The sequence below is a fragment of the Thioclava sp. GXIMD2076 genome (genome assembly GCF_037949795.1).
In the GTDB taxonomy this organism is placed as follows: Bacteria; Pseudomonadota; Alphaproteobacteria; order Rhodobacterales; family Rhodobacteraceae; genus Thioclava; species Thioclava kandeliae.
On the sequence record NZ_CP149932.1, the window covers coordinates 2,360,118 to 2,383,880 of the forward strand.

Consider the following 23,763-nt stretch of genomic DNA (forward strand, 5'->3'; position numbering starts at 1 on the left):
TTTCACGCCAGATGGCAAAAGGGGCAGCCCTCAGGCCGCCCCTTCGTGTCATGTTTACAAGGACCTGTTACGCGCCAAGCGCTGCCACGCCGGGCAGGGTTTTGCCTTCCATCCATTCGAGGAAAGCACCGCCTGCGGTTGAGATATAGCTGAAGGTCTCTGCAGCGCCCGCCTTGTTGAGCGCCGCAACCGTATCCCCGCCACCGGCGACCGAAATCAACCTGCCCTCGGCCGTCAGTTCGGCGGCCTTGGCGGCGGCGGCATTGGTGGCCGCATCGAACGGCGCGATCTCGAAGGCCCCAAGCGGTCCGTTCCAGATCAGCGTGCGCGAACCCTCGAAGGCCTTGACGATCTGCGCCACGGCCTCGGGACCGGCATCAAGGATCATCGCATCCTCGGGGCAGGCATCCGCCGCCACGGTCTCGCTCTCGGCATTGGCCTTGAACTCGCGCGCCACCACCACATCCGCAGGCAGGATGATGGTGCAGCCTGCCGCTTTTGCCTTCTCGAGAATCTCGAGCGCGGTGTCGGCCATATCCCGTTCCGCGAGCGATTTGCCGACATCGATACCCTGCGCCACGAGGAAGGTATTGGCCATGCCCCCGCCGATCACCAGATTATCGACCTTGCTGACAAGATTGCCCAAGAGGTCCAGCTTGGTCGAGACCTTCGCCCCACCCACGACCGCCGTGACCGGACGTTCAGGCTCGCCAAGTGCCGCCTCGAGCGCCTTCAGTTCGGCCTCCATCAGCCGACCCGCCGCGCAGGGCAACACATGGGCCAGCGCTTCAGTCGAGGCATGGGCACGGTGCGCGGCCGAGAAGGCATCATTGATATAGACAGACCCGAGCGCGCCCATGGCAGCGGCCAGCTCGCGGTCGTTCTTTTCCTCGCCCTCATGGAAGCGGGTGTTCTCCAGCAGCAAAACCTCGCCCTCGGGCAGTGCCGCCACCGCGCGTTTGGCCGGACCGCCGATGCAATCCTCGGCGAAATGCACCGGCACGCCGAAGGCTTCGGCCAATGCGGGCACCAGCGGCTTGAGGCTCATCTCCGGCACGATTTTGCCCTTGGGGCGGCCGAAATGTGCCAACAGAACGGGTTTTCCGCCTTTGGCCAAGATGTCCTTCACGGTCGGCACGATCTTGTCGATGCGCGTGGTATCGGTCACGCGCCCGTCCTCGACGGGGACATTGATGTCGACGCGAACCAGAGCAACCTTGCCCTCCAGGTCCAGATCATCAAGGGTTTTCCAAGCCATAGGGTGTCTCCTCATTCCGGCGCCTTGGCTCATATAGACGGCGCCTCTTTGGCGGCAACTTGCACTGCGGATCGGGGCCCGTCAACAGAGGCGATCACCCGCCCTGAACACCCCGTGACGGGCTGTGACAGGCTGTGAGAGCGAAAAACTCAGGTTTCGGCTTTCCATGGCGGCATGGTCGTGTAGATTGCAGGCCAGATTCAGGAGGACCTTATGGCCGAATATAAAGATCCCGAAAACACCATCATCATCGAGCTGAAGGATGGTCCGGTTGTCATCGAACTGATGCCCGAGATCGCGCCGAAACATGCCGAGCGCATGAAGCAGCTGGCCCGCGACGGAGCCTATGACAACGTGGCCTTCCACCGCGTGATCGACGGTTTCATGGCGCAGACCGGCGACGTGGAAAACGCGAATATGGAAAAAGACTACAATCCGGGCCGCGCAGGCACCGGCGGGTCGCAATATGATGATCTTCCCGCAGAATTCTCGCGCATCCCGCATGATCGCGGCACGCTGGGTGCTGCGCGTTCGATGAACCCGAACTCGGCCAACTCGCAGTTCTTCATCAACTTCTCGGACAACCACTTCCTCAACGGCCAATACACCGTTTATGGCCGCGTGATCGCAGGTATGGACAATGTCGACAAGATCGTGCGCGGCGAGCCCCCGAAAAACCCCGACCGTATGATCAAGGTCACGGTGGCTGCCGATGCGTAATCTTGTTGCGGCAGCCCTGTTTGCAATGGGCGCCGGGGCAATGACCACCGGAGCCTATGCTCAGGACACGGCCCCTGACGGGCCCGGTCCGAATCTTGTGCTCGAGATCGGCGGATCGGTTCAAGGCGAGGTGGTCATCGACCTTCTCCCCGATGTGGCTCCCAAAGCCGCCGAACGTCTGGAAGAGCTGGCCGAGAAAGGCGAGTATAATGACGTGGTCTTCCACCGCGTCATCGACGGATTCATGGCACAGACCGGTGACGTGCAGTTCGGAAAGCGCGGATCGTCGCAGATTTCGATGGCCGGCATGGGCGGTTCGACCGAACCCGACCTTCCGGCAGAATTCTCGAACCGGAAATTCGTGCGCGGCATCGTCGGCATGGCCCGCTCGCAAAACCCGGATTCGGCCAATTCGCAGTTCTTCATCATGTTTGCCGATGCGCCCCATCTGAATGGCCAATACACCGTTGTGGGTCATGTCGTAAAAGGCATGGACATCGTCGACCAGATCAAGAAGGGCGACAGCGCCAAGAATGGTCTGGTGGATGAGCCCGATTATATCGTCTCGGCCAAGGTCGAGAAGTAATCCGGCCTCAGGTTTCCATAGAAGGCGCCCCCGCGGGCGCCTTTTTCATTTTCCGCCCTCGGCCCCGCCAGAAATAGCTAGGCGTAAAGCTCCCTTCATGCCATAATTCGTCCATTGCCCGACAAGAGGCATCGCGAGTTTCGCACCATATTTGGCAGAGCAGTGAGGCGCGTGTCCCCGCGCCCGACATAGGCAGAACATGCAGCAGAAAAACCGGGCGGTCGGGCCGCTGATCTTCTTTTCCATCGCCTTCGTGCTTGCGGCGTATTTCACCTTTGCGGCTGTGCAGGGGTCTTACGGGATCTTCAAGCGCGTCCAGATCGAGGCGGAGATCACCGATATGACCCAGAAGCGCGACACGCTGCGCGACGAGGTGACGAGGATGGCGAATCTCACGCACCGGCTTTCGGATGACTATCTCGATCTCGACCTCCTCGACCAGCAGGCCCGCAATATTCTCGGGCTGGTGCGCGGCGACGAGGTCGTCATCCGCTGAGCCCCTCCACAGTGGCGCCACATCCGGACCCGCAGGCAAGGCTTGCGGGTTTTTGCATTACCCTGTCTGACATAATCGTGTCGCTCGCCCTTTTTTCATTGGCAGGCAATGCGGTGATTGTGTTCCTGAAAGCTTTCCGCTAGAAATGGTTTAATACTGAACTATCCGCTTTTAGGGAGGATGCCTATGGCTGCTCGCAAGAGTTCGGGGACTGCACCGAAGGCCGGTGCCAACGTCTCCAAGGACGAGCTACTCAGCTACTACCGTGACATGCTGCTGATCCGCCGCTTCGAAGAGAAGGCAGGCCAGCTTTATGGTATGGGTCTGATCGGTGGTTTCTGCCACCTCTATATTGGTCAGGAGGCTGTTGTTGTCGGTCTCGAGGCCGCCGCGAAAGAGGGCGACAAGCGCGTTACCTCCTATCGCGATCACGGGCATATGCTTGCCTGCGGCATGGACGCCAAAGGCGTGATGGCCGAGCTGACGGGCCGCGAGGGCGGCTATTCGAAAGGTAAAGGCGGCTCCATGCACATGTTCTCGAAAGAGAAACATTTCTATGGTGGCCATGGCATCGTGGGCGCACAGGTGCCGATCGGTGCGGGTCTGGCCTTTGCCGACAAATACAAGGGCAATGACAATGTGACCTTCGCCTATTTCGGCGATGGCGCGGCCAACCAGGGCCAGGTCTATGAGACCTATAACATGGCGCAGCTATGGGATCTTCCGGTCGTCTTCGTGATCGAGAACAACCAGTATGCGATGGGCACGAGCGTCCAGCGTTCGACCAAATCCCCGGCGCTCTGGAAGCGCGGCGAGGCCTATGGCATCGCGGGTGAGGAAGTTGACGGGATGGATGTTCTGGCCGTGAAAGCCGCAGGCGAAAAAGCCGTGGCGCACTGCCGTGCGGGCAAAGGCCCCTATATCCTCGAAGTGAAGACCTATCGTTACCGCGGCCACTCGATGTCGGACCCCGCGAAATACCGGACCCGCGATGAAGTGCAGAAGATGCGCGAAGAGCGTGATGCCATCGAGCATGTGCGCCAGCTCCTGCTGACCGGCGAGCACGCAACCGAAGATGACCTGAAGGCCATCGACAAGGATATCAAGGCGATCGTCAACGAGTCGGCCGAATTCGCGAAAGAAAGCCCCGAGCCCGCGCTCGAAGAGCTCTGGACCGATATCTACGCCGAAGTCGCACCGCAGAACGCCTGAGAGGGAATACACGAATGGCAACTGAAATCCTGATGCCCGCCCTGTCGCCCACCATGGAAGAGGGCACTCTGGCGCGCTGGCTGAAGAAAGAAGGCGATACCGTCTCCGCAGGGGACATTATCGCCGAGATCGAAACCGATAAGGCGACGATGGAGTTCGAAGCGGTCGACGAGGGCACGCTGGGCAAGATCCTGATCGAGGAAGGCACCGAGGGCGTAAAGGTCAACACGCCCATCGCCGTGCTGCTCGAGGAAGGCGAATCCGCCGATGATATCGAGACGGCTTCGGCACCTGCCGCAGAAGCCGCCCCTGCCCCCGCATCGGTTCCTGCAACCGCCAAATCCGATGAGGCCCCCGAGGCACCGCTGGCGCCGAATACCGCCGCAGACTGGCCCGAAGGCACCGAGATGAAGACCCAGACGGTCCGCGAAGCCCTGCGCGACGCGATGGCCGAAGAGATGCGCGGCGACGAGAACGTGTATCTGATGGGTGAGGAAGTGGCCGAATACCAGGGCGCTTACAAGATCTCCCAAGGCCTGCTGGACGAGTTCGGCTCGAAGCGCGTGATCGACACGCCGATCACCGAGCATGGCTTCGCCGGTATCGCGGTCGGCGCGGCCTTTGGCGGCCTGCGTCCGATCGTCGAGTTCATGACCTTCAACTTCGCCATGCAGGCGATCGACCAGATCATCAACTCGGCTGCCAAGACCCTCTACATGTCGGGCGGCCAGATGGGCGCACCGATGGTGTTCCGTGGCCCGAACGGCGCCGCCGCCCGTGTGGGCGCGCAGCACAGCCAGGATTACGCCGCATGGTATGCGCAGATCCCGGGCCTCAAGGTCGTGCAGCCCTACTCGGCAGCCGATGCGAAGGGTCTCTTGAAATCGGCAATCCGTGATCCGAACCCCGTCATCTTCCTCGAAAACGAGATCCTCTACGGGAAATCCTTCGAAGTGCCGGTGATGGATGATTTCACGGTTCCGATCGGCAAGGCAAAAGTCTGGCGCGAAGGCACCGATGTGACCATCGTCTCCTTCGGGATCGGCATGACCTATGCGCTGGAAGCGGCCGAGAAGCTCGCGGCAGATGGCATCTCGGCAGAGGTCATCGACCTGCGCTCGATCCGTCCGCTCGATTATGACACCGTGCTGGCTTCGGTCATGAAGACCAACCGCTGCGTCACCGTCGAAGAAGGCTTCCCCGTCTGTTCCATCGGCAACCACCTCTCGGCTGTCATCATGGAACGCGCCTTCGACTATCTCGACGCGCCCGTGATCAACTGCACCGGTAAAGACGTGCCGATGCCCTATGCCGCCAACCTCGAGAAACTGGCTCTTGTCACCACCGATGAAGTCATCGCTGCGGTGAAAAAAGTCACCTATCGCTAAGGAGATCCAGAGATGGCAACTGAAATCCTGATGCCGGCCCTTTCTCCGACGATGGAAGAAGGCACGCTGGCGCGCTGGCTCAAGAAGGAAGGCGACACCGTCGCCTCCGGCGACATCATCGCGGAAATCGAGACCGATAAGGCGACGATGGAATTCGAGGCGGTGGATGAAGGTGTTCTGGGCAAGATCCTGATCGCCGAAGGCACCGAGGGCGTGAAGGTCAACACGCCCATCGCTGTTATGCTCGAAGAGGGCGAGGATGCCTCGGCCATCGAGACCGCCTCCAATCCGGCAGCGCCCGCGAAATCCGAGGCGCCGGCAGAGGCACCGAAAGCAGAGGCGGCCCCTGCAGCAGCCGCTGCTCCGGCAGCCCCCGCCAAGGATGGCAAGCGTCTCTTCGCCTCGCCTTTGGCCCGCCGTATCGCGGCCCAGAAAGGCCTGGATCTGGCGACCATCGCAGGCTCCGGGCCTCGTGGCCGGATCGTGAAGGCCGATGTCGAAGGTGCAAGCGCAGCTCCCAAAGCCGCAGCTGCAGCTCCGGCCAAAACCGTCGCGCCTGTCGCCAAAGCTGCACCTGCTGGCCCCTCGGCCGATGCCGTCATCAAGATGTATGAGGGCCGCGAGTTCGAAGAGGTCAAGCTGGACGGGATGCGCAAGACGATTGCCGCGCGCCTCTCGGAAGCCAAGCAGACGATCCCGCATTTCTACCTGCGCCGCGACATCAAGCTGGATGCGCTGCTAAAGTTCCGCTCGCAGCTGAACAAGCAGCTGGAAGGCCGTGGGGTCAAACTGTCGGTGAACGACTTCATCATCAAGGCCGTGGCGCAAGCGCTGCAGGCCGTGCCGGACGCTAATGCCGTCTGGGCGGGCGACCGGGTGCTGAAGCTGAAACCGTCGGATGTGGCCGTGGCCGTGGCGATCGAGGGCGGCCTCTTCACGCCGGTGTTGAAAGACGCCGATATGAAGTCGCTTTCCGCGCTGTCTTCCGAGATGAAGGATCTGGCCAAACGTGCCCGCGATCGCAAACTCGCGCCGCATGAATATCAGGGCGGCTCCTTCGCAATCTCCAACCTCGGCATGTTCGGTATCGACAATTTCGATGCCATCGTGAACCCGCCCCATGCCGGTATCCTTGCCGTCGGTGGTGGTGTGAAAAAGCCGGTGGTGAATGCCGAAGGCGAGATCGAAGTGGCCACCGTAATGTCGGTCACCATGTCGGTCGATCACCGCGTGATCGACGGGGCGCTTGGTGCGGACCTTCTGAAGGTTATCGTCGAGAACCTCGAGAACCCGATGACCATGCTGGCATAATTGCCTCTCGAACCGGTTTGAAAGGCGCCCGGCACCGGGCGCCTTTTCCTATTTACCCTCGGGAGATAGGTCACGCAGCTTGCTGCGCTTCAAGATTGCTTCATGATTTTTGCACTCGCGATAACATCCTGCAAAACGCCGTCGGATTCACGTCATTTTGAGGTAAACTCACAAAAGCTCACGGATCTGCGAAACCTTGTCATGCTCTAAGGGTTTAGTTGCATGGGATGGTCTGAAAGGCTGTCCGCTCCATGCAACAACATCTGGAAAAAGATGACACTCTCGAACGACCAGAGCCTGGCTTCCTCCGTTCCCTCGCCCCAAAAACATCGTAAACACCTGCGCGGTGCCATTCCGCCTGCGGCTCGCCATGTGCGCGGCTGGCGCTACTTCGCCGGCCTTTTCGGCGGTGAGCATATCGCCGCGACCGAATTCGTCATCGGCGTCACCTTCGTGATGATGGGGGTCGGCGCCAAGGAAGTCCTGATCGGCCTCCTGATCGGCAACGCGCTGGCGGTGGCCAGCTGGACGCTGGTGACCACGCCGATCGCTGTCGAGACACGCCGCTCTCTCTTCTCCTATCTCGAACATATCGCGGGGCCCTACTTCACCAAGGTCTACAATATTGCGATCTTGCTGTTTTACGGCTCTCTTGCAGCGGCGATGATCACTATCTCTGCCTATGCGGTACGCTTCGCTTTCGGTCTGCCGGTGCAGACGGAATGGTATCCGACCTCCGGAACCTTCGTTCTGATCACGCTTCTGGTGGGCGCGGTCGTTGTGGCCGTGGCGGCCATCGGTTTCGAGGCCATGGCGAATTTTGCAACGATCTGTGCGCCCTGGATGCTGGCCTGTTTCATCTGCGGCGGAGCCATTGCCCTGCCGATCCTTGCCTATAACGCCACCGGTTCGGTGGGCTTCGGCGGTTTCAGCGGCTTCCTGCAAGCAGCACAGGACACGATCTGGACGGGTCGCACCCCTACTGGAGATCCCGGGATCAGCGTTTGGGAAGTGGCAGCCTTTGCCTGGGCGAATGGCGCAATGGTCCATCTGGGCCTCATCGACATGGCGATCTTCCGCTTCGCCAAACACAAGAGCTATGGCCTCTTCTCGGGGATCGGGATGTTCCTCGGCCATTATATTGGCTGGATCTCGGCAGGTCTGATGGGCGCCGGTGCCGCTTTGATTGTCAGCGCCAGCCTGACCAGCCTCGATAGCGCCGATGTGGCCTTCGCGACACTGGGCGTCATCGGCATCCTTGTTGTGGTGTGTGCCGGTTGGACAACGGCCAATGCCTGCCTCTACCGTGCAGGGCTTGCAGCAACCTCCCTTTTCCCGGGCAAATCGCGGGCAAAGGTCACGCTCGGCGTTGGTATCTTCATTGCGATTGCCGCATGTTTCCCCTTCGTGGCGCAATCCATCATGCCGCTGACCGTATACGGCGCGATGCTCCTCTCACCGATCGGCGCAATCGTGGTGGCTGAACACTGGTTCTTCCCCAAGTTGGGCCTGACCCGCTACTGGTCACGCTATCTGGGCAAAAAGCTGAACCCTGCCGCGCTGGTGACATGGATGATCGCTCTCGCTTTCGCCATCACCCTGCTGGTGACCGAAGCCATCAGCTTCTACTTCATCTTCCTGCCGGAATATATTCTGGCGCTGGTCTCCTACCCGATCCTCGCCTCCTTCATGGGCGCGAAAGGAAACTGGCCCAAGCGAGAAGCCCAGCAGGCCGAGCGCGAGGAATATCTCGCGGCCTTCGAGGAGCGCCGTGATGCGCAGGCCCAGATGGATGACGAGGAAGAGGATCCATCGAACGAGCACACGGCCAAGATCGCCAAATGGCTGCTGGGCGGTGCAGGAATTATGCTCCTGTCGATGCTGGGACTGGCACTGCAACTGGCCTTCACGGCACCCGATCTCGGCGCCTATGAGCTTTTGCGCACCAATTTCCACTCGATCGCAATGGCGCTGACGCTGTGCTATTTCATCCTTGCCGCGCTTGCGATGCGTGTCACGGATGCCAATCAGAGCAACTGACGACCCGCGATCCGGGAAGTGAGCACCAGACCTGCCGCGCCACGCGTGGCGGGTCTTTTTCTGCGCTTATGCCAGACTGTCCCAACACGACGGGGCGCCATTGCCGGAAAACTCCGTCGAAACAGCCGACGTTGATACTCTTTGTCGCCGAGCAGATCCGCTGCATTCGGGCGTTCGCCCGTCTCCCCGCCTCAAGAGGATGAGGGCGCCGTTCAGCGCGTGGCGGAGCGTCCTTTTGAATAGTTCGCCGTCAATCAGGTCCTGATGCGGGCCGCGCCCGACTGTGGCCTTGGATATGGGCTTGAGGCAATAGAAGATCGCTCTCCACGGGGGGGCTCGGCGCTGGTTCCGCAGGCCGCTAGCGCTTCGCGTTCACAACGTGACCTTGGCGCTAAAACTGCCCGGGCGATCACCGCATATATCGGCGGTAAAGTTGACTGATCCGGAAAGCTTCTGTGACAAAGGTTCCGGTGTGTCGCCTTTTCAAATCCTGTGAGCTGATCTGCATCGTGGTCAAGTGCACGGTCGGACGCCAGCATCGGAACCCGAACAACCACCGCTCCGACGATCAGCGCCAGACCATCCCGGTCGATACAGCACCAAAATGCAAAAAAGCCCGCAGTAACGCGGGCTTAGATGTGTTTTTCTGCCGGTGGCTACCTGTCGGTGCCAGACCCGGGTTCATTCCCACTCGATCGTGCCCGGGGGCTTCGAAGTGATGTCATAGGTCACACGGTTGATGCCTTTGACTTCATTGATGATCCGCGTGGCCGTCTCGCCGAGGAACTCGTGGGTGAAGGGATAGTAATCCGCCGTCATCCCGTCCACCGAAGTGACCGCACGCAGCGCGCAGGCGAAATCATAGGTGCGGCCATCGCCCATCACACCTACGGTGCGCACCGGAAGGATCGCAACGAATGCCTGCCAGATCTCGTCATAGAGCCCGTGCTTACGGATCTGGTCGATATAGACCGCATCCGCCTTGCGCAGGATCTCGAGTTTCTCGCGGGTAATCTCGCCGGGGCAGCGGATCGCCAGACCCGGACCGGGGAACGGATGACGCCCGATGAAGCTGTCGGGAAGACCGAGTTCGCGGCCAAGCTCGCGGACCTCGTCCTTGAACAGCTCGCGCAGCGGCTCGACCAGTTTCAGGCCCATCTTCTCCGGCAGACCGCCCACATTATGGTGCGATTTGATGGTGACCGACGGACCGCCCGAGAAGCTTACGCTCTCGATCACGTCGGGGTAAAGCGTGCCTTGGGCGAGGAATTCGGCGCCCTCGATCTCGTTGGCGTATTTCTGGAACACATCGATGAAGAGCTTGCCGATGGTCTTGCGCTTGACCTCGGGGTCCGACACGCCTTCCAGCGCACCGATAAAGAGATCGGATTCATCTGCCGCGATCAGTTTGATATTGTAGTTCTCGCGGAACATGGTCTTGACCTGTTCGGCCTCGTCGAGGCGCAGGAGGCCGTGATCGACGAAGACGCAGGTCAGCTGGTCACCGATGGCTTCGTGCAGGAGGATCGCGGTGACCGAGCTGTCGACGCCACCCGAAAGACCGCAGATGACCTGTTTGTCGCCCACCTGCTCGCGGATCGTCTTGATCGCTTCCTCGCGATAGGCGGCCATGGTCCAGTCGCCGGTGAAACCTGCCTTGCGCAGGAAGTTCTCGATCAGCGCCTTGCCATTGGGCGTGTGGTGCACCTCGGGGTGGAACTGCACGGCGTAGAACTGGCGGCTTTCATCGGCGGTGATCGCATAGGGCGCGTTGGGCGAGGTGCCGATCACCTCGAAGCCCGGAGCCAATGCGGTCACGCGGTCGCCATGGCTCATCCAGACCTGCTCGCGGCCATCATCGAGGAAGAGACCGGCGAAGATGCCATCGAGCTTGTGGCCATCGGCGGGAGTGACGAATGCGCGGCCATATTCGGCATGGTGGCCGGCTTCGACGCGGCCGCCGAGCTGTTCCATCATGACCTGCTGACCATAGCAGATGCCGAAGACGGGAAGGCCCATCTCGAAGAGGGCTTGCGGCGCGCGGGGGGAGCCTTCGCGCGTCACGCTGTCAGGACCGCCCGACAGGATCACGGCCAGAGGCGCGATCTCGCGGATCACCTCTTCGGTGACGGACTGGTAGGGACGGATTTCGCAATAGACGTTCAGCTCGCGCAGGCGGCGCGCGATCAGCTGCGTCACCTGGGATCCGAAGTCGATGATAAGGAGGGTCTGATGCTGTGCCATATGCGAGCCTTTAAGGGGGCAGGATTACAAAGGCAATAACTTTGCAGCCCTGCCCGATGCAAGAGTGGAGATGGGGATGGGGGCGCTGCCCCCTCTTGCGCCTTCGGCGCAATTCACCCCCGGGATATTTAGGGACGCTGGAAGCGGATCTCACGATCTCGATGCCAGCGCGTCCTGCAGAAGGGCTTTCAAGATGTCAGCAGGCACCTCGGCGGTGACGAAGGCTTCGCCGATGCCGCGGGCGAGGATGAAACGCAGCTTGCCGTCGAGCACTTTCTTGTCTTGCGCCATGAGGGCAATGAGACCATCGGCATCGGGCAGATCGCCCGCAATATCGGAGAGGTCGGTTTTCATGCCCATGGCGCGCAGATGCGCGCGCACCCGCGAGGGGGCTTCTTGCGCGCACAGGCCCAGACGCTGGCTGAGCTCGAACGCCAGTGCGCAGCCGATCGAGACGCCCTCCCCATGGAGAAGCCGATCAGAATAGCCGGTTGCGGATTCAAGTGCATGGCCGAAGGTATGGCCGAGATTGAGAAGCGCGCGGTCGCCTTCCTCTGTCTCGTCACGCTCGACGATATCGGCTTTCATCTGTACCGAGCGGCGCACGGCCTCTTGGCGCAGGGCCGTGTCGCCTTGCGCCAATGCAGGACCATTGCGCTCGAGCCAGTCGAAGAAACTGGCAGATCCGAGAAGCCCGTATTTGGCCACCTCGCCATAGCCTGCCAGAAAATCGCGCGGCGCGAGCGTGCCCAGAAGATCGATATCGGCCAGCACCCGGGTGGGTTGGTGGAAGGCGCCGATCAGGTTCTTGCCCACCACGGAGTTGATCCCCGTCTTGCCGCCGACCGAACTGTCGACCTGTGCCAGAAGCGTCGTCGGGATCTGCACGAAACGTACGCCGCGACGCAGGACCGAGGCCGCAAAGCCCACCAGATCCCCGATCACACCGCCCCCGAAGGCGATGACAATATCCTTGCGCTCGACTTTCTGTTCCAGAAGCCATTCGACCGTGCGGGTAAAGTGCGGCCAGCTTTTGGTCGATTCGCCCGCAGGCAGGGTCAGCGAGACCATTTCGATCTGCCCGAGCCCTGCGCGCAGCGCGTCGAGATGCAGCGGGCCCACTGTCTCGTCGGTGACGACCGCCACGCGGGGGCGGCGCAACAAAGGCGCGATCTGGGCCTCGGCACGGGCCAGAAGCCCCGTCCCGATACAGACCTCATAGGATCGCGCACCTAGATTGACGGAAACGATATCATCCATTCTGGCACTCCGTTCTGAACAGTCCCGGCTGTTGGTGAAGCGCGGCGATCACGCGGTCGGTCATCGCATTCACGCCGGTCTGGGGGCCCGCTTCGACATGGACCTGCGCCATGGCATAAACGGGCAGGCGGGTCTCGAGCATGTGACGCAGGGTCGCTTTGGGATCGGCGGTTTTCAGTAACGGACGGTTGCTTTTGGCTTTTACCCGCGTCCAGAGCGTTTCCACATCGGCTTTCAGCCAGACCGACATGCCACGCTCGGCGATCATGCGACGATTGGCCTCGGAGAGAAACGCCCCGCCACCGGTGGAGATGACCGCAGGCGCCCCGCGCAGCAGCCGCTCGATGATCTCGGATTCGCGGGCACGGAAGAACGCCTCGCCATCACGGGCGAAGATTTCCGTCACACTCATCTGCGCGGCCTCCTCGATGGCCTCGTCACTGTCCAGAAACGGCACGCCCAAAGCCTGTGCCAGCGACTGACCGATCGTGGTCTTGCCGCATCCCATCATACCCACCAGCACGATGCTTTTCTGAAGCCGCTCTCTTACTCGTCCGCCCACGCGTTCCTCTTGCCTTTTCCTGCATCACTTCTGTGCGTAATCGCACCAAATGGCGCAATTTTCCAGAGAAGCTGCTTGCTTGGCGCAATCGTGAAGATTTCCCCCCTCAATGGCGTGAACTTCCCAAAAATGCCAGTTATAATGTGCAGGATTTCGCGGGGGCCGTGGGGTTTTGCAGCAAACCGACCGCTTGCACCTTGCATCTGCTTCACGCGCGATCATACGAGCAGAACGAGAAAAACACTAAGCAGACGTGGGGACCCATGGGGCGCATCTTCAAGGTAATTCTGATCCTTCTGGTATTGGGCGCATTGGGCGTGATCGGCTATGCCTATATCGGCGATATGGCACCGCGGCAGGAACCGGCCTCGGTCGAAGTCACCCTGCCCGACCAACCCGCCGCGCAACAGTAACGGGGCGCTGATGGTGAGAGGCGTGGGCGACAAGCGTGTCATCGTGGCGGCCGGTCTGTGGGCTGTCACCGTCTCGGGCGCGCTTGCGCAGGGGGCGGCCCCGATCTCTGCCATCGACTGGCTTTCGAATTCCATTGTCACGCCCTCGGCCATGCCGGCCAATCCGACCTTCGGGACGGCGCGTCCTGTTGTGCCCGGTAGCACGCTCTCGGTGATGCCACCCGTGCCGGGCGAGCCGCCGGTGAGCAAGGGTGTGGGCACGGAAGATATCAGCGTGCTGGATCTGGGCGGTCCGGACCCCAATGGGATCGGGCTCCTGCCTGCCAAGCGTGCGGGCCTTCCGAAAGCGCTTTGGGGCAAAACGCCCGAAACCGAGTTGATCGATCTGCTGCGTCAGGCGCAGGTCGTGAACGCCCTGCCCGCGATCCAGCAACTGATGCAGAAACTGATGCTGGCCGAGCTGGACCCGCCCGAGATCTCGGATCCGAGCCGGACCGACAGCCTGTTTCTGGCGCGGATCGACAAGCTGCTCGATCAAGGCGCGCTGGAACCCGCGCTGGCCATGCTCGAGCAGGACCATAGCGATGATCCGCAGGTCTTCCGCCGCCGTTTCGATGTGGCGCTGCTTTTGGGGGAGGAAGATACCGCCTGCAAGCTGATGGACGAGATGCCGGATGTGGCGCCGTCTTTTGGCGCGCGGATCTTCTGTTTCGCGCGCAATGGTGATTGGGATGCGGCGGCACTTTCACTCGGGAGCGGCGAGGCACTGGGCCAGTTCGACCCCGAGACGGCGACCCTTCTGGAACGGTTCCTCGAACCGGAGCTGGGCGAGGATGCGGATGATCTGCCTCCGCCCACCCGCGTGACACCGCTGAATTTCCGTATGATGGAGGCGATCGGCCAGCCGCTGCCCACAACGGGGCTGCCGTTGGCCTTTGCCCATGCCGATCTGCGCTCGAATAATGGCTGGAAGGCGCAGATCGAGGCGGCCGAGCGGCTGGCCCCGCATGGCGCCATCGACCCCAACCAGTTGCTTGGCCTCTATACCGAGCGGCGCGCCGCCGCCTCGGGCAGCCTGTGGGACAGGGTTTCGGCGGTATCGGCGCTGGATCGGGCAATTACCGATAACGATATCGACACAATCGAGACCGACCTTCCCGAAGCCTATCAGGCCATGGAACGGGCGGAGCTGGAACCGGTTCTGGCAGAGCTTTACGGGCCGGTGCTGGCAGCGATGGATCTCAAGGGGGCGGCCAAGGAGGCCGCTTTCCGGCTGGGGCTGCTATCGCAGGATTACGAGAATGTCGCTCGCAATGCCGATGACGAGGCGCCTGATGACGCGCTGCTCATCGCCATCGCTCTGGGCAATACCGAGGCAGTGCCTGCCCAGGACCAGCTGGGACTGGCGCTTAAACGGGTTTTCGATGCGCCCCAGACAGCGACGCCCGCCCCCTATCGCGAGCTGCTGCCCGACCAGCTGGGTGCGGCGATCCTGCAGGCGGTAAACGATATCGACAATGGCGCGCGAGGAGATTATCCGCGTATGGTGAACGGGTTGAACCTGCTTCGTTTCGTCGGACTGGAAACCGTCGCGCGGCGCACGGCGCTCGAAATGATCATACTGGAGCGGCGCGGATGAACGATCCGGTCCCGAGCGACCCCAACTGGCTGTCCATCTTTCTCGAAGCACAGGCCGCCGAAGCCGGTGCCGCGCGCAATACCGTGCTGAGCTACGGACGGGATCTGAGCGACTTCATGGGCTTTGTCACAGCAAAGAACCTCGCCTTCGGCACGCTTACGCAAGACGATATCGAGACCTATCTCATCCGCTGCGAGGCGGAGGGGCTGGCGCAATCGACCCGCGCGCGCAGGCTCTCGGCGATCCGCCAGCTTTACCGCTTTGCCTATGAGGAAGGCTGGCGCGAGGATAACCCCGCGCTGCGGATCTCGGGCCCCGGCCGTGTGAAGGCGCTCCCCAAAGTGCTAAGCATCGAGGAGGTGGACCGACTGCTGGCGGTTGCGCCGCATTACGGGCGCACCGCTCTCGATCACGGGCGCAACCGCTGTCTTATGGAGCTGCTTTATGCCACAGGGATGCGCGTGACCGAGTTGGTCACCCTGCCCGTCTCCGGGGCGCGCGGCAATCCGGCGATGCTTCTCGTCAATGGCAAGGGCGGCAAGGACCGGATGGTGCCCTTGTCGGACCATGCCCGTCAGGCATTGGCGGACTGGATCGTGCTGCGGGACGCCGCCGAGGACGAGGCCCATACCAAGAAGCGCAAGCCACTCTCGCGCTTCCTGTTTCCCTCCTCGGGCAAGGACGGGCATCTGACGCGGCAGGCTTTCCATCGACTTCTGAAGGAATTCGCGGTCGAGGCGGGGATCAGCCCCGCAAAGGTCACGCCCCATGTGCTGCGCCATGCCTTTGCCACCCATCTGCTGCAAGGGGGCGCGGATTTGCGCGCGATCCAGATGCTTCTTGGCCATGCGGATCTTTCAACGACAGAGATCTATACCCATGTGCTTGACGAGCGGCTGAAAACTCTGGTCATGCAGCACCATCCGCTCGCAAAACGGTCTTGAAGCACGGCGAAAGCGATATAGAACACGGTTATGGACAGCAATTTTCTCGATGCGGCCTTTTTCGGCTCGGCAATCACCATCCTGATCCTTCTGGCCTTCTCGGCCTTTTTCTCGGGCTCCGAAACGGCGCTGACCGGATCGAGCCGCGCCAAGCTGCGCTCGCGAGCCGATAAGGGCGACAAGGGCGCCGATATCGCCCTCGATGTCACCGAGGATAGCGAGAAGCTGATCGGCGCGATCCTTCTGGGCAATAACGTGGTCAATATTCTGGCGACCTCGCTGGCCACCGCCCTGCTCACGCGGGTCTTCGGCGATTCCGGTGTGGCACTGGCAACGCTGGCGATGACCGTCCTGGTGCTGATTTTCTCGGAAGTGCTGCCCAAGACCTATTCGATCAATAATCCCGAAACCGTGGCGAGCAAAGTCGCGCGTCCGATCAAGCTGATCACCATTCTGCTCGCCCCTGTCGTGTCGGTGGTGCGTCTTCTGGTGCGCGGCATCCTGCGGCTTTTCGGCCAGCATACCAATGCGGACACCCATATGTTCTCGATCCACGAGGAGATTGCGGGGGCTCTGGCACTGGGGCAATCGGAAGGCACGGTGGATAAGGAAGACCGCGACCGCCTTCTGGGCGCGCTCGATCTGGGCAACCGCACGGTTGAAGAAATCATGCTCCACCGCAGCCATATCGAGATGATTGATGTGAAGGCGGATCCGAGCGAGATCCTGACCGCCGTGCTCTCCTCTCCCTATACCCGTCTGCCGCTTTATGACGGCGAGCGCGAGAATGTGGTGGGCATCATTCACTCGAAAGACCTGCTGCGCGCGGTGGAGAAACTCCTGCGTCAGGAAGGCTCGACGCTGGAAAGCATCGCCAAGCTGGATGTGACGCAGGTGATGATGAAGCCCTATTTCATCCCCGAAACCTCGCCGCTCGACGAACAGATGCGCGAGTTTCTCAAGCGCCGGACCCATTTCGCGCTGGTGGTGGATGAATATGGCGACCTGCGCGGGCTGCTGACACTGGAAGACATCCTCGAGGAAATCGTGGGCGAGATCACCGACGAGCACGATCCGACCGCGCCCTCGCGTCTTCTGCCGAATGCGGCGGGCGATTACATCGTCGATGGTGGCATGACGATCCGCGACCTCAATCGCGAGACGGACTGGCAATTGCCCGATGACGAGGCCCATACGATCGCCGGTCTGGTGATCCACGAGGCCCAGACCATCCCGACCACGGGTCAGGTCTTCAGCTTCCACAACTTCCGCTTCGAGGTTCTGGCGCGCAAGGACAACCGGATCACGCGGCTGAAGATCCGGCAGCTGCGTCCTGTAACAGGCGAAGAGGAATAATAAAACGCCGGTCGGGCTCTCCCGACCGGCTTTCTTCTGGCAAAGCCTCCGGCGTTCAGAGGCCCGCGATCTCTTTTTTCCGGCGGGCGACAAAGGCTTCGAGCGCCGCGCGGCGTTCGGGCGCAAGGCTCGGCGGCTGGGAAGCGTCGAGCAGCCTGTTCACGCATTGGCGCGCATGCCAGACCGTATCGGGACGATTGGCCGCCTCCCACGCATCATGGGTCCTGTCCTCCAGCACAGCGCTTTTCCAGAGCCGCGCCTCGCCCTCACGCAGCGTTTCCTCGGCGCCGAGGAAATGCCCTCCCGGCCCGACCTCGCGCAGGCTGGCCAGCGGATCGCCCGAAGCACTTTGAAGGCCGTCATACTGGCGCAGGGTCGCCGAGATCTGGTCGGCATCGAGGACGAATTTCTCGGGCGAGGCCACAAGCCCGCTCTCCAGCCAGCCTGCCCCGTGCAGCATGAAATCGACGCCCGCCAGCTGGCTGGCCCAAAGCGAATTGGCCGCCTCGTATCCGGCATGGGCATCGGGTTCGAATGCCGCCGTCAGACAGCCGCCCGCGCGGTAGGGCAGCCTCATGCGGCGCGCGAGCTGCCCTGCGGCCAGCGTCAGCTGCGTCATCTCGGGAGAGGAAAAGATCGACGCGCCGGTCTTGGTGTCGAGGGCATTGGCGTAGAGCCCGAAGACCACCGGCGCGCCGGGCCGCACGAGCTGGGCGTAGGCCGTGCCCGCCATCACCTCGGCCAGCGCCTGCGCGAGCGTCCCGATCACCGTCACCGGCGCCGTGGCCCCCATGATCGCATAGGCCGAGATCACGCAGGCCTGCCCCGCACCGGCATAGACTTCCAGACATTCACTCATCGTCGCGTCGAAACTCAGCGGCGAACCGATATTGATCAGCGCGCTCAGCAGCACCGGCAGGTCATCCCCCTCGAGCCCGAAGAGCGTTCTGGCAAAGGCGACGGAGTCGCGGGCACGCTCGGGGTCGGTGGTCGAACCCATGAAGGGCTTGTCCGACAGCAGCGCATGCGCCATCAGCATATCCAGATGACGCGTCTCGAGCGGCAGATCGGTCGGCTCGCAGAGCGTGCCACCGGCATGGGAGATGGCCTCGCTCGCCTGCGCCAGCCGCACCAGCATCTGGAAATCGCCAAACCGCGCGGCACGGCGGCCCTCCACCGGATCGAGCACGAAGGGCGGGCCATAGACCGGTGCGATCACGGGTTTGCCACCGCCGATCGTCACGCTACGGGCCGGATTGACGGCCTGCTGCACGAAGGAGGCGGGTGCTGTGGCGCAGAGCCTGCGCGCGAGACCACGCGGGATATAGACCCGCTCGCCCTGCACTTCGGCCCCCGCCTCCTGCCAGCGCGCCAGTGCGGCGGGGTTGTCGGTGAAATTCACACCGATCTCGGCAAGGATGGTTTCTGCCAGCCCCTCGATCTCTGCCGCGCGCGCCTCGCTGAGGATCGTGCAGGGAGGTATCCGCCCTATCGACTGCGCGGCAATCTGATGCGGAAGAACGGATGAAGGCATTTATATCTCCGTGGGTGGGGCATTGGGGGGCGATCTTGCCCCTGATCGGGGCAGGAAGGCAACCACCTGCCCCGAGTTTCACGCCTGCAGGATCAGGATGCTTGCCTGCCACGGCCCCAGATGGAGACTATGATCGGGATCAGGCCGGATCGATCCCAGTTCGCCCGCGATGGTGACCCAGCGCCCCGCAGGCACCGTGACCCGCGCAGGGTGCCCGGAAAGATTGAAGTAGCACTGGATCTGCTCCCCGTTGCCGCTACGCTTGAACGACAGGACCTGTTCGCCCGCCGCGATCTCGTTCATATCCCCCTTGCGCAGGGCAAGATGCGCGCGACGGAAGGCCAGCGCACGGCGATAGTGATGCAATAGCGCGGCAGGATCACGCTCGGCCGCATCCACCGCCAGCCGCGCATGGGCCCGCGGGACCGGAAGCCAGGGCTTGGCCTGCGAGAACCCCGCATAGGGCGCCTCCTCTTCCCAGACCATCGGCGTGCGCGCGCCGTCGCGGCCCTTGAATTCGGGCCAGAATTCGATCCCGTAGGGATCCTGCAGATCCTCGTAATCGAGATCGGCCTCCGGGAGGCCCAACTCCTCCCCCTGATAGAGGCAAAGCGAGCCGCGCAAACAGACCATCAATGTTGTATAGACCCGCGCGGCCTGCGGGCTCAGGCCCCAACGGCTGATATGGCGAGCCACATCATGGTTGGTGAAGGCCCAGCAGGCCCAGCCATCGGCAGCCACTTCGGCCACCTTGTCGAGCACCGTCTTGAACGTCTGCGGCGAGAGCGGCGCATGCCCTGCCAGAAACTCGAAGGCATAGGACATCTGCACCTTGTCCTCGCCCGAGGTATATTCGCCCAGGAGTTCCAGCCCGCGCTGAGCGTCTCCCACCTCGCCCACCGCGGCGGCATTATAGCCGTTCATCAGGGTGCGCAGCTTGCGCAGGAATTCCAGATTACGCGGATGATTCCTGTCATAGAGATGCAGCTGATAGTTATAGGGATTCACCTTGGGCGCGGCGACATCATTGCGATCTGCCGGTGGCAGCGCGGGGTTATCGCGCAGCTTCTCGTCATGCATGTAGTAGTTGATCACATCCAGCCGGAACCCGTCGACCCCGCGATCGAGCCAGAATTTCGACACATCCAGAAGCGCCTGCTGCACCTCGGCGCTGTGGTGGTTGAGATCGGGCTGCTGGGTCAGGAAGTTGTGCAGGTAATACTGCTCGCGGCGGGTGTCCCATTGCCATGCCGAGCCGCCAAACATTCCCAGCCAGTTATTGGGTGCCGTGCCATCGGGTTTGGGATCGGCCCAGACATACCAGTCGGTTTTCGGATTGTCGCGGCTCGCGCGGCTTTCCTTGAACCACGGATGCTGGTCGGATGTATGGGAGAAGACCAGATCGATCATCACCTTGATCCCCAGCGCATGGGCGGTCTCGATCACCTGATCGAAATCGGCTAGCGTGCCGAACATCGGATCGACATCGCAGTAATCGGCCACATCATAGCCGAAATCCTTCATCGGGCTGGTGAAAAAAGGGGAGATCCAGATGGCATCCGCCCCGAGCCGTGCAATATGGGGGAGCCTGCGCACGATCCCCAGAAGATCGCCCACACCGTCGCCATTGCTGTCCTGATAGCTGCGCGGATAGATCTGGTAGATGACAGCGCCACGCCACCAGTCGGGGTCTTTTCGCATCACGCTCATGCGTCGGTCTCCTTCTGATCGGTATACCCTTTGCCTGCCCCGAGGATAGGAGGGGATACCCCCGAGCGAAACCCCGATGACAAAAAGCTGAAACCGGGGACGGGCGACGCGCGATTGCAACAGCCCGCGCCCCTCGGCCTTTACCCTCTCCGAAATCGGTTTGGAACCGGACCAAAGCGTTCTAGCGTTATCCTTCTATCGCAAAGACTTTCAGGTAGGATCTCAGGTAACCCGATGACGCTCAAAGAACTTGCCCGCCAGCTTGGGCTCTCTCCGACCACCGTCAGCCGTGCATTGAACGGGTTCCCCGAAGTATCCGAAGCCACGCGGATCAAGGTCCGCGAGGCGGCGCAGGCCAGCGGATACCACCCCAATCTGCAGGCCCGCAGGCTGGCGACGGGCCGCGCCATGGCCATCGGGCATATCCTGCCGATGGCGCCTTCCCATGATCTGGTGAACCCGATCTTTGCCGATTTCATTGCCGGTGCGGGCGAGATCTATGCCCTGCGCGGCTACGACCTGATCATGACCTTGGTGAAAGAGGGCGACGAGGACGCCGCTTACCGTGCGATGGCGGCCAAGCGCAACGTAGACGGCGTCATACTGCATGGCGCGCGCGATCTGGATCTGCGCCCCGACCTGTGCCGCGAACTGGGCCTGCCCTTTGTGATCCACGGTCGTGTCGAGACGCCTGCATCGGGGGATCTGTGGATCGACACCAACCACGAGAGCGCCTTCGAACAGCTGGTGCTGCTCTTGATCGATCAGGGGCATCGCGACATCGCGTTGATCAACGGCCCCGAGGGATTGCGCGCCTCGGCCCACCGTCGCGCGGGGTTCGAGAGAGCATTTCTGGCGCGCGGGCTGGAAGTGCCGCGGCTCTACATGGTGTCGGGCGAGGTTTCGGACGAGACGGGGCGCGATGCCGCAGCCGAGATGCTGAGCTGGCGAAGCCGCCCCAGTGCCTTTGTGACCGCCTCACTGATGGGGGCGATGGGCGTGCGTCGGGCCGTCGAGGATACGGGGCTTGCATTGGGGCGCGATATTTCTCTGGTGACATGGGATGACGGGCTGTCCTTCGTGACCAACCGCGGCCTGAACCCGATCTATACCGCAATGAAATCTCCGGTCCGCGAGGCGGGCCAGCGCGCCGCACAGATGCTGATCGACCGGATCGAGACGCCCGATATCGCGCAGACCCCACTTCTTCTGGAGCCCGCCCTGCTCATGGGCCAGTCCCTTGGCCCGCTGAAAATGTGAGAGCGGTCAGGTGTACCCTGCCCTTGCCCAAGCCCTCGGGCCAATCTATCAGGGAGACCGAGCACTGTGGAGGAGACAGAGATGACCATGACCAGCCGCTATACCCTACTGGCCGATATCGGCGGGACCAATACACGGGTCGCTCTGGCACAAGGTGCGCAGCTGGTGCCTGCCTCCATCGCGCGTTTCCCCAATAAAGGGCGCGCCACGCTCGAGGAAATCATTCGCGAATACATGGTGGCCGAACGGATCAGTGATCTGGTGGGTGTCTGCGTGGCCGTGGCAGGTCCGGTGTCCGTTGACGGGACCCATGCGCGGATGACCAATCTCGACTGGACGATCCGTGCGGAGGCGCTGGCCGAGGTGACGGGTGCGGCGCATGTATCGCTGCTCAACGATCTGCAGGCACAGGGCCACGCACTCGCCGGGCTCTCGCCGGAAGTGCTGCGCGAGGTGCAGGCGGGCGAACCCGCGCCTGCCTTGTCGCCCAAGCTGGTGGTCGGTGTCGGGACCGGTTTCAATGCGGCTCCCGTCCATCACGCGCCCGGCGGGCTGATGGTTGTGCCTGCCTCGGAATGCGGCCATATCACCATGCCCGTCCGCTCCGAGATCCACACCGAGGTCAAGCGCTATTTCGAGCGTAAACACCGCTTTGCGAGCGTCGAACATGCCTGTGCGGGTCGGGGCCTCGAGCGAATCTATGCGTTCGTGACCGGGCGCGAGGACGCCACCGTAACCGGCGAAGAGATTCTTTCGCTAATGCACGGTAAAGATGAGGACGCTCTGAAGGCGGCCCAGATCTTCGTAACTCTCCTTGGGGGTGCATTGGGCGATCTGGCCCTAACCCATCTTCCATTTGGCGGAATTTATTTGATCGGGGGGGCGGCGCGCGCGGTCGAGCCTTGGCTCGAACAGATGAATTTCAGGCAAGCCTTTATGGATAAAGGATCTTTCTCTGATTACATGACGAAATTCCCGATCCATGTAGTTGAGGATGACTTCGCCGCACTCGCGGGATGCGCGAATTATATCGCCACCCACAAGCTCGGTCTGTCGTAAACCTCTCACGGCCCCTGCGCCGTCAAGTCTATGTTAATAGACCTGCGCTAAACCCGTTTCATTACCGAATGAAAGGGGAACTAGGTGCAGTTTTCTCACTCAGACATCCCTGGGGGCAGCCAATGACGGTTTTGCCTCTGGACCCGAAGCTGGACCTGACCAAGGTCGCGGCTCTTACAGATACCATCCGCTCCCATAAAGGCAGCGATCTGGTGATTGACGCGACAGAAGTGACCCATCTGGGGGCCCTTGGCCTGCAGGTGCTAGTCTCTGCCGCAAAGAGCTGGCGTGACAGCGGTCACTCGCTGACGATTTCGCCCCGCTCCGAAGCCTTCGATGAAGCGCTTGGGCTCTACGGGGTTTCCCTCGACGATTTACAATCCACGGAGGCCGCATGAGCCTGACAGTTCTGGCCGTCGATGACAGCCGCACCATTCGCGACATGCTCAAACTTGCATTGAAAGACGCGGGCATGGAACTCCACGTTGCCGAAGACGGCGTGCATGGGCTGGAGGTGCTGGAAGGCATCGAACCCGACGCCATCATTTCCGACATCAATATGCCGCGCCTTGACGGTTTCGGCTTCATCGAGGCCGTTCGCGGTCAGGAAAAGCACCGGGCGACCCCGATCCTTGTCCTGACCACCGAATCCGCCCCCGAGCTGAAAGCACGGGCACGTGCCGCAGGGGCCAGCGGCTGGATCGTCAAACCGTTTGATCCGCCGAAGCTGGTCAAGGCATTGCAGATGGTTGCTGGCTAAGGGAGGGATCT

Annotated in this window: 21 protein-coding genes; 15 read left to right on the top strand and 6 right to left on the bottom strand. The window is 61.8% G+C overall.

The window, feature by feature from the left end:
* Positions 1–67: 67 nt before the first annotated feature.
* Positions 68–1,258 carry a phosphoglycerate kinase gene (locus WDB91_RS11580; protein WP_339112714.1) on the bottom strand — a complete coding sequence of 397 codons (1,191 nt, stop codon included), beginning with the start codon at positions 1,256–1,258 and terminating at the stop codon, positions 68–70.
* A 213-nt stretch (positions 1,259–1,471) separates the two neighbouring features.
* Here WDB91_RS11580 and WDB91_RS11585 point away from each other — a divergent pair, with 213 nt between their 5' ends.
* The 7 genes from WDB91_RS11585 (at position 1,472) to WDB91_RS11615 (ending at position 9,011) form a co-directional block, all read left to right on the top strand.
* Positions 1,472–1,978 (top strand): peptidylprolyl isomerase, encoded by a 507-nt coding sequence (locus WDB91_RS11585; RefSeq protein WP_339112715.1) that lies wholly within the window; start codon positions 1,472–1,474, stop codon positions 1,976–1,978.
* A gap of 25 nt (positions 1,979–2,003) precedes the next feature.
* Entirely contained in the window at positions 2,004–2,564 is a 561-nt protein-coding gene (locus WDB91_RS11590; RefSeq protein WP_339114514.1) for a peptidylprolyl isomerase, read from the top strand.
* Between the two features lie 199 nt (positions 2,565–2,763).
* Positions 2,764–3,060 carry a septum formation initiator family protein gene (locus WDB91_RS11595; RefSeq protein WP_339112716.1) on the top strand — a complete coding sequence of 99 codons (297 nt, stop codon included), beginning with the start codon at positions 2,764–2,766 and terminating at the stop codon, positions 3,058–3,060.
* A gap of 186 nt (positions 3,061–3,246) precedes the next feature.
* Positions 3,247–4,272 (top strand): pyruvate dehydrogenase (acetyl-transferring) E1 component subunit alpha, encoded by a 1,026-nt coding sequence (pdhA, locus tag WDB91_RS11600; protein WP_339112717.1) that lies wholly within the window; start codon positions 3,247–3,249, stop codon positions 4,270–4,272.
* A gap of 14 nt (positions 4,273–4,286) precedes the next feature.
* Positions 4,287–5,660: a pyruvate dehydrogenase complex E1 component subunit beta gene (locus tag WDB91_RS11605; protein ID WP_339112718.1), complete on the top strand. Its 1,374-nt coding sequence runs from the start codon at positions 4,287–4,289 to the stop codon at positions 5,658–5,660.
* A 12-nt stretch (positions 5,661–5,672) separates the two neighbouring features.
* The gene (locus tag WDB91_RS11610; protein WP_339112719.1) at positions 5,673–6,971 is read left to right on the top strand and encodes a pyruvate dehydrogenase complex dihydrolipoamide acetyltransferase; all 1,299 of its coding nucleotides are present in this window, start codon (positions 5,673–5,675) and stop codon (positions 6,969–6,971) included.
* 273 nt (positions 6,972–7,244) lie between these two features.
* Positions 7,245–9,011 carry a hypothetical protein gene (locus WDB91_RS11615; protein ID WP_339112720.1) on the top strand — a complete coding sequence of 589 codons (1,767 nt, stop codon included), beginning with the start codon at positions 7,245–7,247 and terminating at the stop codon, positions 9,009–9,011.
* A gap of 681 nt (positions 9,012–9,692) precedes the next feature.
* Here WDB91_RS11615 and guaA read toward each other — a convergent pair.
* The 3 genes from guaA to WDB91_RS11630 all read right to left on the bottom strand — a co-directional run bounded on the left by guaA (position 9,693) and on the right by WDB91_RS11630 (position 13,026).
* Positions 9,693–11,255: a glutamine-hydrolyzing GMP synthase gene (guaA, locus tag WDB91_RS11620; protein WP_339112721.1), complete on the bottom strand. Its 1,563-nt coding sequence runs from the start codon at positions 11,253–11,255 to the stop codon at positions 9,693–9,695.
* A 150-nt stretch (positions 11,256–11,405) separates the two neighbouring features.
* On the bottom strand, positions 11,406–12,515 hold the full coding sequence (aroB, locus tag WDB91_RS11625) for a 3-dehydroquinate synthase (RefSeq protein WP_339112722.1): 1,110 nt from the start codon (positions 12,513–12,515) through the stop codon (positions 11,406–11,408).
* Positions 12,508–13,026, bottom strand: a complete 519-nt coding sequence (locus WDB91_RS11630; protein ID WP_339114515.1) for a shikimate kinase — start codon at positions 13,024–13,026, stop codon at positions 12,508–12,510. The genes aroB and WDB91_RS11630 overlap by 8 nt, the downstream gene beginning before the upstream one ends.
* A gap of 314 nt (positions 13,027–13,340) precedes the next feature.
* Here WDB91_RS11630 and WDB91_RS11635 point away from each other — a divergent pair, with 314 nt between their 5' ends.
* From WDB91_RS11635 to WDB91_RS11650, 4 genes are read left to right on the top strand one after another with little or no spacing between them, the layout of a single operon-like run.
* Complete coding sequence (locus WDB91_RS11635) at positions 13,341–13,490, top strand: hypothetical protein (RefSeq protein WP_339112723.1); 150 nt, start codon at positions 13,341–13,343, stop codon at positions 13,488–13,490.
* A gap of 22 nt (positions 13,491–13,512) precedes the next feature.
* Positions 13,513–15,129, top strand: a complete 1,617-nt coding sequence (locus tag WDB91_RS11640) for a hypothetical protein (RefSeq protein WP_339112724.1) — start codon at positions 13,513–13,515, stop codon at positions 15,127–15,129.
* Entirely contained in the window at positions 15,126–16,073 is a 948-nt protein-coding gene (locus WDB91_RS11645) for a site-specific tyrosine recombinase XerD (RefSeq protein WP_339112725.1), read from the top strand. Before WDB91_RS11640 ends, WDB91_RS11645 begins: the two co-directional genes overlap by 4 nt.
* Positions 16,074–16,103: 30 nt before the next feature.
* The gene (locus WDB91_RS11650; protein ID WP_339112726.1) at positions 16,104–17,429 is read left to right on the top strand and encodes an HlyC/CorC family transporter; all 1,326 of its coding nucleotides are present in this window, start codon (positions 16,104–16,106) and stop codon (positions 17,427–17,429) included.
* 55 nt (positions 17,430–17,484) lie between these two features.
* On the opposite strand, the gene WDB91_RS11655 is transcribed toward WDB91_RS11650, so the two are convergent.
* Both WDB91_RS11655 and WDB91_RS11660 read right to left on the bottom strand, forming a co-directional pair.
* Positions 17,485–18,963, bottom strand: a complete 1,479-nt coding sequence (locus tag WDB91_RS11655) for a trimethylamine methyltransferase family protein (RefSeq protein ID WP_339112727.1) — start codon at positions 18,961–18,963, stop codon at positions 17,485–17,487.
* 78 nt (positions 18,964–19,041) lie between these two features.
* Positions 19,042–20,673 carry an alpha-amylase family glycosyl hydrolase gene (locus tag WDB91_RS11660; protein WP_339112728.1) on the bottom strand — a complete coding sequence of 544 codons (1,632 nt, stop codon included), beginning with the start codon at positions 20,671–20,673 and terminating at the stop codon, positions 19,042–19,044.
* A 234-nt stretch (positions 20,674–20,907) separates the two neighbouring features.
* Here WDB91_RS11660 and WDB91_RS11665 point away from each other — a divergent pair, with 234 nt between their 5' ends.
* From WDB91_RS11665 to WDB91_RS11680, 4 genes are all read left to right on the top strand, one after another.
* Positions 20,908–21,933, top strand: a complete 1,026-nt coding sequence (locus tag WDB91_RS11665) for a LacI family DNA-binding transcriptional regulator (RefSeq protein ID WP_339112729.1) — start codon at positions 20,908–20,910, stop codon at positions 21,931–21,933.
* 81 nt (positions 21,934–22,014) lie between these two features.
* On the top strand, positions 22,015–22,992 hold the full coding sequence (locus WDB91_RS11670) for an ROK family protein (protein WP_339112730.1): 978 nt from the start codon (positions 22,015–22,017) through the stop codon (positions 22,990–22,992).
* A 122-nt stretch (positions 22,993–23,114) separates the two neighbouring features.
* Entirely contained in the window at positions 23,115–23,390 is a 276-nt protein-coding gene (locus WDB91_RS11675) for an STAS domain-containing protein (RefSeq protein ID WP_339112731.1), read from the top strand.
* Complete coding sequence (locus WDB91_RS11680; RefSeq protein WP_339112732.1) at positions 23,387–23,752, top strand: response regulator; 366 nt, start codon at positions 23,387–23,389, stop codon at positions 23,750–23,752. The genes WDB91_RS11675 and WDB91_RS11680 overlap by 4 nt, the downstream gene beginning before the upstream one ends.
* The last annotated feature ends 11 nt before the right edge of the window (positions 23,753–23,763 follow it).

Coding starts and splice junctions, on each gene's coding strand:
- WDB91_RS11580 (WP_339112714.1), bottom strand. CDS start 1,258: ATGGCTTGGAAAACCCTTGATGATCTGGACCTGGAGGGCAAGGTTGCT.
- WDB91_RS11585 (WP_339112715.1), top strand. CDS start 1,472: ATGGCCGAATATAAAGATCCCGAAAACACCATCATCATCGAGCTGAAG.
- WDB91_RS11590 (WP_339114514.1), top strand. CDS start 2,004: ATGGGCGCCGGGGCAATGACCACCGGAGCCTATGCTCAGGACACGGCC.
- WDB91_RS11595 (WP_339112716.1), top strand. CDS start 2,764: ATGCAGCAGAAAAACCGGGCGGTCGGGCCGCTGATCTTCTTTTCCATC.
- pdhA (WP_339112717.1), top strand. CDS start 3,247: ATGGCTGCTCGCAAGAGTTCGGGGACTGCACCGAAGGCCGGTGCCAAC.
- WDB91_RS11605 (WP_339112718.1), top strand. CDS start 4,287: ATGGCAACTGAAATCCTGATGCCCGCCCTGTCGCCCACCATGGAAGAG.
- WDB91_RS11610 (WP_339112719.1), top strand. CDS start 5,673: ATGGCAACTGAAATCCTGATGCCGGCCCTTTCTCCGACGATGGAAGAA.
- WDB91_RS11615 (WP_339112720.1), top strand. CDS start 7,245: ATGACACTCTCGAACGACCAGAGCCTGGCTTCCTCCGTTCCCTCGCCC.
- guaA (WP_339112721.1), bottom strand. CDS start 11,255: ATGGCACAGCATCAGACCCTCCTTATCATCGACTTCGGATCCCAGGTG.
- aroB (WP_339112722.1), bottom strand. CDS start 12,515: ATGGATGATATCGTTTCCGTCAATCTAGGTGCGCGATCCTATGAGGTC.
- WDB91_RS11630 (WP_339114515.1), bottom strand. CDS start 13,026: ATGATGGGATGCGGCAAGACCACGATCGGTCAGTCGCTGGCACAGGCT.
- WDB91_RS11635 (WP_339112723.1), top strand. CDS start 13,341: ATGGGGCGCATCTTCAAGGTAATTCTGATCCTTCTGGTATTGGGCGCA.
- WDB91_RS11645 (WP_339112725.1), top strand. CDS start 15,126: ATGAACGATCCGGTCCCGAGCGACCCCAACTGGCTGTCCATCTTTCTC.
- WDB91_RS11650 (WP_339112726.1), top strand. CDS start 16,104: ATGGACAGCAATTTTCTCGATGCGGCCTTTTTCGGCTCGGCAATCACC.
- WDB91_RS11655 (WP_339112727.1), bottom strand. CDS start 18,963: ATGCCTTCATCCGTTCTTCCGCATCAGATTGCCGCGCAGTCGATAGGG.
- WDB91_RS11660 (WP_339112728.1), bottom strand. CDS start 20,673: ATGAGCGTGATGCGAAAAGACCCCGACTGGTGGCGTGGCGCTGTCATC.
- WDB91_RS11665 (WP_339112729.1), top strand. CDS start 20,908: ATGACGCTCAAAGAACTTGCCCGCCAGCTTGGGCTCTCTCCGACCACC.
- WDB91_RS11670 (WP_339112730.1), top strand. CDS start 22,015: ATGACCATGACCAGCCGCTATACCCTACTGGCCGATATCGGCGGGACC.
- WDB91_RS11675 (WP_339112731.1), top strand. CDS start 23,115: ATGACGGTTTTGCCTCTGGACCCGAAGCTGGACCTGACCAAGGTCGCG.
- WDB91_RS11680 (WP_339112732.1), top strand. CDS start 23,387: ATGAGCCTGACAGTTCTGGCCGTCGATGACAGCCGCACCATTCGCGAC.